Source organism: Pseudodesulfovibrio mercurii (genome assembly GCF_000189295.2).
Taxonomy (GTDB): Bacteria; Desulfobacterota; Desulfovibrionia; order Desulfovibrionales; family Desulfovibrionaceae; genus Pseudodesulfovibrio; species Pseudodesulfovibrio mercurii.
The window spans coordinates 1,817,808-1,830,762 of record NC_016803.1; the positions used below are offsets into that span (position 1 = coordinate 1,817,808).

Here is a 12,955-nt window from a genome sequence, read left to right on the forward strand (position 1 = left end):
ATCGGCTAGTCCTCTTCCTTGCTCAATTTCTCGTACAGCTTGACCACGTTGGTCTGGGTGGTGGACTTGCCCCGCTCGGGCTGGCCCGCCGTGATGATGACGATGTCGCCCTCGACGAAGTCCGTGCACTGGCGGACGAAAACCTCGGCCCGCTCCTGGTGGTCGTGGATGACGTCCAGGGGCACGGCCGGGATGACCCCCCAGGACAGGTTGGTGAAGTGGCGCACCACGCGGTCCGAGGACAGGGCGTAGATGGACTGCGCGGGACGGCAGGAGGAGAGCAGCCGCGAGGTCGCCCCGGAGGTGGAGTGGCAGACGATGGCCCGAGCGTTGGTCTTGCCCGCGAGCATGGCCGCGGCATAGGCCAGGAAGGTCGAGGGATGGTCCCTGGCGCTGCCCCGGTCCAGCTCGGTATGGCCGGGCTCGAACATGAAGGCCTCGATCTCGTAGGCGATCTTGCGCATGAAGCGCACAGTCTCGCCGGGGTAGTTGCCGATGGCCGTCTCCTCGGAGAGCATGACGCAGTCCGCGCCGTCCAGGATGGCGTTGGCCACGTCCGTGGTCTCGGCCCTGGTGGCCATGGGCGAGTTGACCATGGACAGGAGCATCTGGGTGGCCACGATGACCGGCTTGCCCGCCTCGTTGCAGGACTTGATGATCCGTTTCTGGGCCACGGGCAGTTCGGCCAGGTCCAGCTCCAGCCCGAGGTCGCCGCGCGCCACCATGATGCCGTCCGCCTCCTGGATGAGTTCGTCCAGGCACTCCAGGGCCGCGGTGCGCTCCAGCTTGGCGATGATGGGCAGGGGCTTGCCGTGCTGGGCCATCTCCCGGCGCAGGTTGCGGATGTCCTCGGGCTTCTGCACGAAGCTCATGGCCACCACGTCCACGCCCAGCTCCATGCCGAAGGCCAGGTCCTTCTTGTCCTTGTCGGTCAGCGGGGCCAGCGGGGTCTTGGTGCCGGGGAAGGTGATGCCCTTGCGCGGCGGGCACATGCCCGAGTTGGTGGCCTGGAGCCGGATGAGGTGCTCGTCCTCCACGGCGACCACGTTGAAGCGGATCATGCCGTCGGACAGGGCCACGGGATCGCCGACCTTCAGGCCGTGGAACATCTCGGGGATGTCCAGGCAGATGAACGGCTCCTTGACGCCCTCGGCCTTGTCCGGGGTGCCGAGCAGGACCTCGGTCCCCTTGGTCACCTCGAAGGCCCCCAGCCCCACGTCGCAGGTCCGGATCTTGGGCCCGGACAGGTCCTGGAGCACGGTCAGGGTCAGGCCGGTCTCCTCTTCGAGGCGGCGGATGATCTGGACCATCTGGGCGAAGAACTCCTTGCCGCCGTGGGAAAAATTGAGCCGGAATATCTTGGCCCCGGATTTGACCAGTTCCCTGACCGCCTCATAGGACCCGGTGGCCGGGCCCAGGGTGGCGATGATCTTTATATGTCTGTCCATGACAGCCTCCCCGCCCCGGATCGCACCCCGGCGGGGCGCGGGCCGAAGCTCGTCTTGCATGTGGATTTACAGAACAATTGCCGAGGGCACTCGTTCAAGATTGGTGCAAGTCTAGGCGCGGGCCGTCAAAAAATCAATGATACTCGGTGAATTTCGCCGACCATTTCCCGGAGAACGGTTGACTTTCCCTTGAATTTCGCGCAGAGGTGGGAAGAAGTGGAATTTAGTGTAGACATGGTGTAAAGATGTGGAGCATGATGGGTTTCCGGGGGATTTGATGAAGTTCAGAGGTCACGCACACAGAAGCCTGGACGACAAGGGTCGGCTCATACTGCCGCCCGAGTTCCGGGACACGATCCGTTCGGAGCTGCCGGACGGGGTCATCGTGCTGACCATCTTCGACAAACACGTCATCGGCATCACCCCGGAACAGTGGAACAAGCTCGAAAGCGAACTGGAGTCCATCAAGTCGCCCAGCCGCGAACTGCAGAACACCATCCGGTTGCTGAACCTGGGGTACACCGAGACCCCGGTGGGCAAGCAGGGGCGCATCGCCATTCCCGCGCACCTGCGCAAGTCCGGCAAGCTCGACCGGGACGTGGTGGTCATCGGTGCCGGGCGGCGGCTTGAGATCTGGTCCGCCGAGGCCTTCGAGAACCTGCTCGACCAGGACTACGACGTGTCCTCGGAGCTGGCGGAAAACAACGTCTCCCTGCCCTTCTAAATGAAGTCCGGAGAGGTCAGTCCCGCCTCGCTCCACACCACGGTTCTTTTACATGAAGTGGTTCGGTGGCTTCAGCCCCGCCCCGGCGGCCGTTACATGGACGGCACCCTGGGCATGGGCGGCCACAGCCTGGCGCTTCTCGAAGCGGCGGGCGAAGGGGCCGAGCTCGTGGGGCTCGACCGGGACCAGGAGGCGCTGGCGCTCGCGACCAGGCGGCTTGAGCCGTTTGCGGGCCGCGTGCATTTGTTCCACCTGCCCTTCTCCCGGTTCGAGGAAGCCCTGGACGAAGTCGGCTGGGAGCGGATCGACGGCGCGGTCCTGGACCTCGGCGTTTCCTCCCTGCAACTGGACGAGGCTGATAGAGGATTCAGCTTCATCCACGACGGCCCCCTCGATATGCGCATGGACCCGGACTCCGGCCCTTCGGCCGAGGAACTGGTCAATACGCTGAAACACGGCGAACTGGCGCGGATCATCCGGGTGTACGGGGAAGACCCCCTGGCCGGGAAGATCGCGTCGGCGATAGTGAGGGAACGGGAAAAAGGGGCGATCACGAGGACGCTCCAGCTGGCCGAGATAGTGCGGCTGGCCTACCCGCCGAAGATGCGGCACACCGCGCGCAACCACCCGGCGACCCGGACCTTCCAGGGACTGCGCATAGCGGTCAACAGGGAAACTGAGGAACTTGAACATTACCTTGCAACCATAGTCGGACGCCTGAAACCGGGCGCGAGGCTGGCCATAATCTCGTTTCACTCCCTGGAGGACAGGGCCGTGAAGCACGCATTTCGGGATGCCGCCAAAGGGTGCAAATGCCCCCCGCATCAACTCCACTGCACTTGCGGCGGCGTACCCGAGATGAAGGTGCTGACGAGGAAACCGGTGGCCGCCTCGGACGCCGAGCGGGACGCGAACCCCCGCGCCAGGAGCGCCAAGCTCCGGGTGGCGGAACGGCTCGGTCCCGACGGAGAAGAAGCATGAGCAAGACCGACAAGACGCTCCTCTGGATGGTGCTGGGCCTGCTGGGCATGGCGCTGTTCCTCGGTTTGGGGGCGGTCTGGTTGAACATCGAGCGCATGGACCTGGCATACGACCTGCGCAAGATGGAGCAGAGCCTGGGCCGGAAAGAGGATCTGGCCGCGAAACTGACGGTTGAGAGGAACAACCTGGTTTCGCCCTACAGGCTGAAAAAGCTCGCGGGCCAACTCGGCCTGGGAGTGGCGGCGCCGGGCCAGATACGGCGCATTGCCTCGCAATAGCGACGCGCTTTACGCCATACAGCGCGCCGCCATAGTGGGAAACAGGGAATACGATGGCACAGGACAACGCAAGGCGCACGGATCACAGCGGGATCAAGATGGGGTTCGTCATGGCCCTCTTCTCGATTGCGCTCGGTGCTCTGTGGGTACGCACCGGCTGGGTGCAGCTCCATGAGGGCGACGACCTGGCCGATCAAGCCTCCAGGCAGAGCCTGGCCGCCGAATACGAATACGGCGAGCGGGGCCGCATCCTCGACCGCAACGGGGCCATGCTGGCCACCTCGGTGGAGGCTCGGTCCGTATTCGCCCGTCCGCACGAGATCGAGAACGTGGACGTGGCCGCCGACGTCCTGTCCCGCGACCTCAAGCTGTCCCGCCGCGAGGTCTACGCCAAGCTCAAGTCCCGCAAGAAATTCGTCTGGATAAAACGGCAGGTCACGGACCGCGAGGCCGCCGCCCTGGACCGGGCTGACCTGAAGGGCGTCCGGTTGACCACCGAGCACGCCCGCATCTACCCCAACGGACACCTGGCCGGGCAGCTGCTCGGCTTCACCGACATCGACGGCCGGGGCCGCGAGGGCGTCGAGCGCGTCTACGACAAGCTGCTCGCCCCGAGCAGGGCCGAGTTCGAGGTCCAGCGCGACGCCACGGGCCACCTGCTCTACCTCGACGCCCACGGCCGCGAGGTGGACGTCAACGGCAAGGACGTGCAGCTGACCATCGACACCCACATCCAGCACGCCGCCGAACAGGCCCTGGCCAACTCCATCGCCAAGTACGACGCCAGGGCGGGCATCGTCCTGGTGGTGGACGTCAAGTCCGGCGACATCCTGGCCATGGCCAGCGAGCCGTTCTTCAACCCGAACACCGTGCGCTCCTCCAAGCCGTCCCAGCGCAGGCTGCGGCCCCTGACCGACATCTACGAGCCCGGCTCGACCATGAAACCGTTCCTGTTCGCCGCCGCCCTCCAGGAGGGGACCATCACCCCGGACACGCTCATCGACTGCGAGAACGGCCGCTGGAAGGTGGCCCGCCGGATCATCCGCGACACCCACCCCGAGCGCTGGCTGCCCGCCCGCAAGGTCCTGCGCTACTCGTCCAACATCGGCTCGGCCAAGATCGGCATGAACCTCGGGGCCGGGGTCTACCATGACTATTTGACCAAACTCGGTTTCGGTGAGAAGACCCACCTCGGCCTGCCGGGCGAGTCCACGGGCATCCTCCGCCCCGCCGGGGCCTGGAGCTCCGTGGACCTGGCCTGCATCAGCTTCGGCCAGTCCATCGGCGTGACCGCCGTGCAGCTGGCGCGCGGCTTCCTCTGCCTGGCCAACCAGGGGGCCACCCGCGACCTGAATCTCATCCTGTCCCCCAAGAGCGAGCGCAAGAACGCCTCCATCCAGGTCTTCTCCCCCGAGACCGCGACCACGGTCCTGAAGCTGATGGAAGAGGTCGTCCAGGACGACGGCACCGGGCGCAGCGCGCGCATCGAGGGCATCCGCATGGCGGGCAAGACCGGCACGGCCCAGAAGGCCTCCAAGGAAGGGGGATACGGCGACCAGTATTTGTCCTCCTTCGTGGCCCTGGTCCCGGCCGAGGCCCCGGAGCTTCTGGTCATCACCATGATCGACGAGCCCCAGAAGGCCAACTACGGCTCCATGGTCGCCGCCCCGGTCTGCCGCGAGGTGACCGTGCGCACCCTGGCCTACCACGACCAACTGTCCGAGACCCTGCACGCCGAGGCCGAGGACACCCCCGTGGTCGGCGACGCAACGGATGAACCCCTGGCCGCCGCCGTGCCCGCCCCCGTGGTCCCGGCCGACGACGGCAAGGTCCCGGACGTGGCCGGAATGCCCGTCCGCCGGGCCCTGGAAACCCTGGTCAGAATGGGGATCGTCCCCGTGATCAAGGGACAGGGCATGACGGTCAAGCGCCAGGAGCCCGCGGCCGGGCAGCCCTGGCCCGGCAACCGCGCCAAGGAGGGAACGGATGATGTTTTTGTTCTCTGGCTCTCATAGCGAAAAGGAAAAGGTACGGGGCGTCATGCAATTCGAGACCCTGTTGGAAAAGGCGAAAAAAGGGCTGGTCGTGCGCACGGATTCGCGCAAGATCCAGGACGGCGAGTGCTTCGTGGCCATGCCCGGCACGGCCGTGCGCGGCCTCGACTACATCCCGAACGCCCTGGACAACGGCGCGCGCTACATCGTGGCCCCGGAGGCGGCCCGCGACCTCGTCGCCCCGGTGGTCGAGAAGAAGGCCGTGGCCGTGTACGTGGACAACCCGGCCGTGGCCCTGGGCGAACTGGCCCGCGCCCATTTCCAGGTCATGGACCGCGACCTCAAGCTGGTCGCCATCACCGGGACCAACGGCAAGACGACAACCTCCTACATCATCGAGCACCTGCTGGCCTCGAGCGGGCTCAAGGTGGGCGTGCTCGGCACGGTCAACTACCGCTGGCCCGGCTTCATGATGGACGCCCCCCTGACCACCCCGGACTGCTGGATGATCCACGAGCTGCTCTTCAACATGAAGAAGGCCGACGTGGACGTGGCCGTCATGGAGGTCTCCTCCCACGCGCTCGACCAGTACCGCGTGGCCGGACTGGACTTCGACGCCGCCGTGTTCACCAACCTGACCCAGGACCACCTGGACTACCACGGCGACATGGAGACCTATTTCCGGGCCAAGGCCAAACTCTTCTCCGAGTACCCGCGCCTGAACAAGGCGGCGGTGCTCAACTACGACGATCCCTACGGCCGCCGTCTCCTGGCCGAGTGCCAGGGCGGCATCGGCTACGGCATCGGCGACGCCTCCCTGGTCCGCCAGGAGGTCGGGGACAAGCCCCTGGTCCAGGGGCGCATCCTGTCCATGACCGGCCAGGGCATGGAGATCGAGACCTCGTGGAAGGGCAAGACCTGGGTGGTCCGCTCCCCGCTGGTGGGCTCGTTCAACGCCCTGAACCTGCTGGCCGCCCAGGCCGTGGGACTGCAGCTCGGCCTGAACTGCAAGGACATGCGCAGGCTGTCCACCTTCCCAGGCGTGCCCGGACGGCTCGAACGGGTCATGAACGACAAGAATCTTGACATCTTCGTGGACTACGCCCACACCCCGGACGCCCTGGACAACGTGCAGAGGACCCTGGCCGCCCTGGACTTCAAGCGGCTGATCACGGTCTTCGGCTGCGGCGGCGACCGCGACCGGACCAAGCGCCCGCTCATGGCCGCTTCCGCCGCCCGCTACGCCGACGTGGCCGTGCTGACCTCGGATAATCCGCGCACCGAGGACCCGGCCGCGATCATGGACGACGCCCGCCCCGGACTGGCCGGGGCGAAGAGGGTCATGGAGAACCCGGACCGGACCGAGGCCATCAAAATGGCCGTGGCCGAGATGGAGCCGGGCGACGCCCTGCTCATCGCGGGCAAGGGGCATGAGGACTACCAGATCATCGGCACCACCAAGCGGCACTTTTCCGACAAGGAAGCCGCGCTCAAGGCCATCGAGGAAGTGTATTCGTGAACCTGACCCTGGCTGAAGTCGCACGCTGCCTCGGCACCCTGGCCGACGAGGGCTTCGAGGAGACCGTGGTCACCGAGGTGAAGACGGACTCCCGCACCGTCGAGCCCGGCGACCTCTTCTTCTGCATCGCGGGCGAGAATTTCGACGGGCACGAGTTCGCGGCCCTGGCCGCCGCCAAAGGGGCCTGCGCCGTGGTGGCCTCGCGCATGATCGGCGAGATCGACGCGCCGGTCATCATGGTCCGCGACACCCGTACGGCCCTGGGCCGGCTGGCCGCCTGCTGGCGCGACACCTGCGGGGCGAAACTCGTGGCCGTAACCGGCACGGCGGGCAAGACCACGGTCAAGGAGATGCTCTTCGCCGTGGCCTCGCAAAAATTCGCCACGGCCAAGAACTACCGCAACTTCAACAACCAGATCGGGTTGCCCACGTCCATGCTCAAGGCCTCGGCCGACCAGGAGCTGTGGATCATGGAGCTCGGCATCTCCCGGCGGGGCGACATGGAGGAGCTGGCCCCGGTGGCCAGCCCGGACCTGGCGATCATCACCAACGTGGGGCCCGGCCACCTGGAAGGGCTCGGCAACGAGGCGGGCGTGGCGAGCGCCAAGACCGCCCTGCTGCGCTACCTGCGCCAGGGCGGCCGCGCCGTGATCTCCAGGGACTATCCGCTGCTCTGGAACGCGGCCCTGGAGCTGGTGGACGCGCCCGTGGGCTTCTCGGGCCGGGACGACGCCGAGAGCGATTTTTCCGCCGCCTTCCTGGGCGCCCTGCCCGACGGCCGGGGCCGGTTCCGGCTGCGCACCCCCGACGGCGACGGCGAGCTGACCGCGCCGTTCTGCGGCAGGCACTACGCCGAGAACCTGGCCTGCGTGGCCGCCGCGGCCCACTGCCTGGGGCTGACCCGCGACGACGTGGTCGGCGGCGTGCAGGCCATGGCCGCCGACCCCCAGCGCTTCTGCCGCAAGATCGGGGGCGGGATCACGGTCATCGACGACACCTACAACGCCAACCCCCTGTCCATGGCCAACGCCCTGCGCACGGCCAGGGAACTGGCCGGGGAGCGCCCCCTGGTCCTGGTCCTGGGCGACATGCGCGAGCTGGGCGCCGAGGCGGTCCTGCGCCACGAGGAGCTGGGCCGGGTCATCCGCGAGACCGCGCCCGCCATGGTCTTCTACAAGGGCGACCACTTCCTGGATGTGGAGCGCGGCTTCGGCGGGTTCATGCGCCGGGCCGGCGACGTGGACGAATTTCTCGAGGCCTGGCGCGAGCTGTGCATCTCCGAGGGCGCGGTCCTGGTCAAGGGCTCCCGCTCCCTGGGCATGGAGCTCTACGCCAACGCCCTGTGCCGCGAAGTGAACGCGGAAGCCCAAGGAGGCGGCAAGTGATCTACAACCTGCTCGTTCCGTACAGTTCGGACCTGGGCGTCCTGAACGTCTTCCGGTACATCACCTTCCGCTCGGTCTGGGCCCTGCTGACCGCCCTGATCATCTCCATCCTGTTCGGCCCGGCCATGATCCGCTGGCTGACCCGGGTCAAGTGCGGCCAGTACATCCGCGAGGACGGCCCCAAACACCAGGCCAAGCAGGGCACGCCGACCATGGGCGGGATCATGATCCTGTTCTCCGTGTCCGTGTCCACCCTGCTTTGGGCCGACCTGACCAACGTCTACGTCTGGCTGACCCTGCTGGCCTTCGCCGGGTTCAGCGCCATCGGCTTCACCGACGACTACATCAAGGTCGTCAAACGGCGCAACGAGGGGCTGTCGCCCAAGGCCAAGTTCACCCTGCAATGCCTGGTGGCGGCGGCGGCCATCGCCATGCTCATCCACGAGCCCGCCTACTCCACCCGGCTGTCCGTGCCGTTCTTCAAGAATTTCAATCCGGACCTCGGCTGGTTCTACCTGCCATTCGCCATGGTCGTCATGGTCGGGACCAGCAACGCGGTCAACCTGACAGACGGCCTGGACGGGCTGGCCATCGGGCCCATGGTCGTGGCCATGGCCTGCTTCGCCATCTTCATTTACGTGTCCGGCCACGCGACCATGGCCGAATACCTCCAGGTCCAGAACATCCAGGGCATCGGCGAGGTCACGGTCTTCTGCGGGGCAATGGTCGGCGCGGGACTGGGCTTCCTGTGGTTCAACGCCCACCCGGCCCAGATCTTCATGGGCGACGTGGGCTCGCTCGGCCTGGGCGGGGCGCTGGGCTTCGTGGCCGTGCTGGCCAAGCAGGAGCTTTTGCTGGCCATCGTGGGCGGCGTGTTCGTCTTCGAGACCCTGTCGGTCATCCTCCAGGTGGGCTACTTCAAGCTCACCGGCGGCAAGCGCATCTTCAAGATGGCCCCCCTGCACCACCACTTCGAACTCAAGGGCATCCCGGAATCCAAGATCATCGTCCGCTTCTGGATATTGTCCATACTCATGGCGTTGATGGCCCTGTCCACGCTGAAACTGAGGTAGCACCGTGAACCGCATCGTCCGCAAATTCATCAACGAGGCCATTCTCGACGGCAAGCAGGCCGTGGTGGTCGGCACCGGCAAGTCCGGCCTGGCCGCCGCCCGGCTGCTGGACGTGCTCGGCGCGCGGGTGCGCGTGGTCGACCGCGACGAGTCGGTCACCGAGGCGAAGCTCGGTCCCCTGGCGGGCAAGGCGGAGCTGGTGGTCGGCCCCCACGAGAAAGGCCACTTCGCGGACGCGGACGTCATCGTCCTCTCGCCCGGCGTGCCGGTCAGAAAGCTCGCCCCGGTGCTCGAAGGCGTCCCGGCGCGGAACGTGGTCTCGGAGCTGGAGTTCGCCTCCTGGTTCATCGAGGCCCCGATCCTGGCCGTGACCGGGTCCAACGGCAAGACCACGACCACCACGCTCATCTCCGAGATCCTGGAGAAGGCCGGACGCCGCGTGTTCACCGGCGGAAACATCGGCGTGCCCCTGTGCGAGTACCTCCTGGACATGGAGCCGGCCGAGATCATCGTCCTCGAGGTCTCCAGCTTCCAGCTCCAGAACTGCCTCCGGTTCAAGCCGCACGTCGGCCTGTTCCTGAATTTCTCGGCCAACCACCTGGACTACCACGCGGACCTGGACGAATACCTGGACGCCAAGCTGCACCTGTTCAGCCGGATGGGTCCGGAGGACATCGCCCTGCTGCACGAGTCCCTGCACCCGCTGCTGGACGGACGGTCCTTCACCGAGGCGCACATCGAGTGGTTCGGACCCACGAACCGGTTCGAGGCCCCGCACCTCCTGGGCGAGCACAACCGCTCCAACGTGGAGGCCGCCTGGCAGGCCGTGAAGCGGTTCGGGGTGAGCGAGGAGCAGGCCGCCGAGGCCATCCGCGACTTCCGCCCCCTGCCCCACCGCATCGAGCCCGTGGCCGAGAGGAACGGCGTGCTCTACGTCAACGACTCCAAGGCCACCACCCTGGACGCGGCCGAGGCGGCCGTTCACGCCTTCGAGCGCCCGGTGCGCATCCTCATGGGCGGGGTGTGGAAGGGCGGCGACGTGGCCAAATTCGCCGAGGGCATCAAGGGCCGCGTGGCCGCCGTGGGGTTGTTCGGCGGCTCGCGCGAGATCCTGGAGCCGGAGCTGGCCAGACATTTTTCCGTGACCTGGGACGAGACCCTGACCGAGGCCGTCAGACGGCAGGCCGGTCTGGCCGCGCCCGGCGACGTGGTCCTGCTCTCCCCGGCCACCTCCTCCTTCGACCAGTACCACAACATGGCCGAGCGGGGCGCGGACTTCAAACGCGCGGTGGAGGGACTCCATGACTAACACGCTGAACGGCCGGAAGGCCGGAACCCCGGGCCGCATGGACTACTGGCTGCTGACCGCCACCCTGGTCCTGGCCGGGTTCGGCCTGATCATGGTCCTGTCCTCCTCGGGCATCATGGCCGAGCGCATCTACGGCGACACCTACTATTTCTTCAAGCGCCAGCTGATGTTCACGGGCGCGGGGCTCTTGGCCATGATCGTCCTGATCCGCATCCCGCCCAAGGCCATCTACTCCCTGACCTACCTCTGGGTCGGCCTGGCCATCGTCCTGCTCGCCCTGTGCATCTCTCCGCTCGGGGCCAGCGTCAACGGGGCCACCCGCTGGGTGCGCTTCGGCCCGTTCAACGTCCAGCCCCTGGAATACGCCAAGGTGGCCCTGGTCCTGTACCTGGCCTACTTCTTCGCCCGCAAGCAGGACCTGGTCCGAACCTTTTCCGTGGGCTTCCTGCCGCCCTTCCTGGTGACCGGCTTCCTGTGCGGCCTGCTCCTGCTCCAGCCGGACTTCGGCGGGGCCGTGGTCATGTGCGGCCTGCTCTTCTTCATGTGCCTGGTGGGCGGCACCCGGTTCAGCTACCTGTTCATCTCGCTGATCTTCGCGGGCGGCGCGGGCTGGATGCTGATCTCGTCCTCGCCCTACCGCTTCAAGCGCTGGACCGCCTTCCTGGACCCCTTCGCCTCGGCCCAGAACGAGGGCTACCAGCTGGTCCAGTCCCTGTACGCCTTCGGCTCGGGCAAGATCTTCGGCACCGGCATCGGCGCGGGCCAGCGCAAGCTCTTCTTCCTGCCCGAGGCGCACAACGACTTCATCATGGCCGTGGTTGGCGAGGAGCTCGGCTTCGTGGGCATGTCCCTGTTCTTCCTCCTGGTGGCCTTCTTCCTGTACCGCGCCTTCCGCGTGGCCATGAAGCTCGAGGACCTGCAGGACCGCTTCACCGCCTTCGGCACCACCTGCATCCTGGCCCTGGGCATGATCCTGAACCTGGCCGTGGTCCTCGGCACGGTGCCGCCCAAGGGCGTGGCCATGCCGTTCATCTCCTACGGCGGCTCCTCCCTGACCGTGTCCTTCATCTGCGCGGGCATCCTGCTGAACCTCTCCCGGAGGGTGAAGGCATGACCCTGGACCGCGTCATCCTGACCACCGGCGGCACCTGCGGCCACATCTTCCCGGCCCTGGCCGTGGCCACGGCCCTGCGCGAGTACAACCACGGCGCGCGCCTGCTGTTCATGGGCGGCCCCGGCCCCGAGGGCGACCTGGCCCGGAAGAACGGCCTGGAATTTCTGGAGCTGCCCGCCAGCGGGGTCATGGGCAAGGGCGTCACCGGCGTGCTCTCCGGCCTGGGCTGGCTCGGCACGGGCATCCCCAAGGCCCTCTACGAGGTCTGGCGCTTCCGGCCCGACGCGGTCATCGGCTTCGGCGGGTACGCGGGCTTCTGCCCGGTGCTGGCCGGACGCGTGCTCGGCATCCCCACGGCCGTGCACGAGCAGAACTCCGTGCCCGGCGTGACCAACAAGGTCCTGGGCCGGATGGTCCGGCGGGTGTTCCTGAGCTTCCCGGACACCATGGGCGTGTTCCCCCCGCAAAAGACCTTCCTGACCGGCAATCCGGTGCGGCCCGAGATTTTCAAGGCGGGCGAACGGCGGCGCGGCCGGACGCCCGGCAAGCGGCTGTTCGTCTTCGGCGGCGGCCAGGGGGCACGGCCCATCAACGACGCGGTCATCGAGGCCCTGCCGACATTCATGGAGGCCGGGATCACCCTGGTCCACCAGGCGGGCCGAATCGACTTTTCCCGCGTGCGCGCCGCGTATCAGGCGGCGGGCGCGGACCCGGCGCAGGTCCGGGAATTCATCGAGGACATGGGGGCCGAGTACGCGGCCTGCGACCTGGTTGTCTGCCGGTCCGGCGCGTCCACGGTCTTCGAAATAGCGGCGGCGGGGGCCCCGGCCATCTTCGTGCCCTTCCCCCAGGCCACCCACGACCACCAGACAATGAACGCCCGCGCCATGTCGGACATCGGCGCGTCCGTGCTGCTGCCCCAGTCGGGGTTGAGCGGCGCGGCGCTGGCCGACCGCGTGCTCGGCCTGCTGGCCGACCGCGAGCGGCTGACAACCATGGAAACAGCGGCCCGGTCCATGGCCCGGCAATTCGCGGCCCGGGACATCGTGGCCGGGCTGGCCGCCATGGCCGGCGGGCAGGAGTCATAATTATGGCAGCACAGGGACCCTATCTCACCGTGGGCGGCGAAG

The 12,955-nt window shown here is 67.1% G+C and carries 11 protein-coding genes; 10 read left to right on the top strand and 1 reads right to left on the bottom strand.

The genetic code is table 11. The annotated features are described in order from the left end of the window. Nucleotides 1-5: 5 nt before the first annotated feature. Nucleotides 6-1,448, bottom strand: a complete 1,443-nt coding sequence (pyk, locus tag DND132_RS08270) for a pyruvate kinase (RefSeq protein WP_014322270.1) — start codon at nucleotides 1,446-1,448, stop codon at nucleotides 6-8. Between the two features lie 277 nt (nucleotides 1,449-1,725). Here pyk and DND132_RS08275 point away from each other — a divergent pair, with 277 nt between their 5' ends. The 10 genes from DND132_RS08275 to murG are packed head-to-tail and all read left to right on the top strand — an operon-like array spanning nucleotide 1,726 to nucleotide 12,913. Continuing rightward, the gene (locus DND132_RS08275; RefSeq protein WP_014322271.1) at nucleotides 1,726-2,172 is read left to right on the top strand and encodes a division/cell wall cluster transcriptional repressor MraZ; all 447 of its coding nucleotides are present in this window, start codon (nucleotides 1,726-1,728) and stop codon (nucleotides 2,170-2,172) included. After that, nucleotides 2,173-3,153 carry a 16S rRNA (cytosine(1402)-N(4))-methyltransferase RsmH gene (rsmH, locus tag DND132_RS08280; RefSeq protein WP_014322272.1) on the top strand — a complete coding sequence of 327 codons (981 nt, stop codon included), beginning with the start codon at nucleotides 2,173-2,175 and terminating at the stop codon, nucleotides 3,151-3,153. Further along, nucleotides 3,150-3,431, top strand: a complete 282-nt coding sequence (locus DND132_RS08285) for a hypothetical protein (RefSeq protein ID WP_014322273.1) — start codon at nucleotides 3,150-3,152, stop codon at nucleotides 3,429-3,431. Before rsmH ends, DND132_RS08285 begins: the two co-directional genes overlap by 4 nt. A 53-nt stretch (nucleotides 3,432-3,484) precedes the next feature. Then, nucleotides 3,485-5,446, top strand: coding sequence for a penicillin-binding transpeptidase domain-containing protein (locus DND132_RS08290; protein ID WP_014322274.1), 1,962 nt, complete (start codon nucleotides 3,485-3,487; stop codon nucleotides 5,444-5,446). After that, nucleotides 5,421-6,944 carry a UDP-N-acetylmuramoyl-L-alanyl-D-glutamate--2,6-diaminopimelate ligase gene (locus DND132_RS08295; protein WP_014322275.1) on the top strand — a complete coding sequence of 508 codons (1,524 nt, stop codon included), beginning with the start codon at nucleotides 5,421-5,423 and terminating at the stop codon, nucleotides 6,942-6,944. The genes DND132_RS08290 and DND132_RS08295 overlap by 26 nt, the downstream gene beginning before the upstream one ends. Further along, the gene (locus tag DND132_RS08300; RefSeq protein WP_014322276.1) at nucleotides 6,941-8,329 is read left to right on the top strand and encodes a UDP-N-acetylmuramoyl-tripeptide--D-alanyl-D-alanine ligase; all 1,389 of its coding nucleotides are present in this window, start codon (nucleotides 6,941-6,943) and stop codon (nucleotides 8,327-8,329) included. Before DND132_RS08295 ends, DND132_RS08300 begins: the two co-directional genes overlap by 4 nt. Next, nucleotides 8,326-9,402, top strand: coding sequence for a phospho-N-acetylmuramoyl-pentapeptide-transferase (gene mraY, locus DND132_RS08305; RefSeq protein ID WP_014322277.1), 1,077 nt, complete (start codon nucleotides 8,326-8,328; stop codon nucleotides 9,400-9,402). The genes DND132_RS08300 and mraY overlap by 4 nt, the downstream gene beginning before the upstream one ends. Nucleotides 9,403-9,406: 4 nt before the next feature. Further along, nucleotides 9,407-10,711 (top strand): UDP-N-acetylmuramoyl-L-alanine--D-glutamate ligase, encoded by a 1,305-nt coding sequence (gene murD, locus DND132_RS08310; protein ID WP_014322278.1) that lies wholly within the window; start codon nucleotides 9,407-9,409, stop codon nucleotides 10,709-10,711. After that, a complete protein-coding gene (gene ftsW, locus DND132_RS08315; protein WP_014322279.1) occupies nucleotides 10,704-11,825 on the top strand; it encodes a putative lipid II flippase FtsW in 1,122 nt (373 codons plus the stop codon). The genes murD and ftsW overlap by 8 nt, the downstream gene beginning before the upstream one ends. 2 nt (nucleotides 11,826-11,827) lie before the next feature. Next, nucleotides 11,828-12,913, top strand: coding sequence for an undecaprenyldiphospho-muramoylpentapeptide beta-N-acetylglucosaminyltransferase (murG, locus tag DND132_RS08320; protein ID WP_041916014.1), 1,086 nt, complete (start codon nucleotides 11,828-11,830; stop codon nucleotides 12,911-12,913). Nucleotides 12,914-12,955 lie beyond the last annotated feature (42 nt).

Bases quoted from the DNA above. Each gene is read 5' to 3' on its own strand.
- pyk (WP_014322270.1), bottom strand. From the start codon at position 1,448: ATGGACAGACATATAAAGATCATCGCCACCCTGGGCCCGGCCACCGGG.
- DND132_RS08275 (WP_014322271.1), top strand. From the start codon at position 1,726: ATGAAGTTCAGAGGTCACGCACACAGAAGCCTGGACGACAAGGGTCGG.
- rsmH (WP_014322272.1), top strand. From the start codon at position 2,173: ATGAAGTCCGGAGAGGTCAGTCCCGCCTCGCTCCACACCACGGTTCTT.
- DND132_RS08285 (WP_014322273.1), top strand. From the start codon at position 3,150: ATGAGCAAGACCGACAAGACGCTCCTCTGGATGGTGCTGGGCCTGCTG.
- DND132_RS08290 (WP_014322274.1), top strand. From the start codon at position 3,485: ATGGCACAGGACAACGCAAGGCGCACGGATCACAGCGGGATCAAGATG.
- DND132_RS08295 (WP_014322275.1), top strand. From the start codon at position 5,421: ATGTTTTTGTTCTCTGGCTCTCATAGCGAAAAGGAAAAGGTACGGGGC.
- ftsW (WP_014322279.1), top strand. From the start codon at position 10,704: ATGACTAACACGCTGAACGGCCGGAAGGCCGGAACCCCGGGCCGCATG.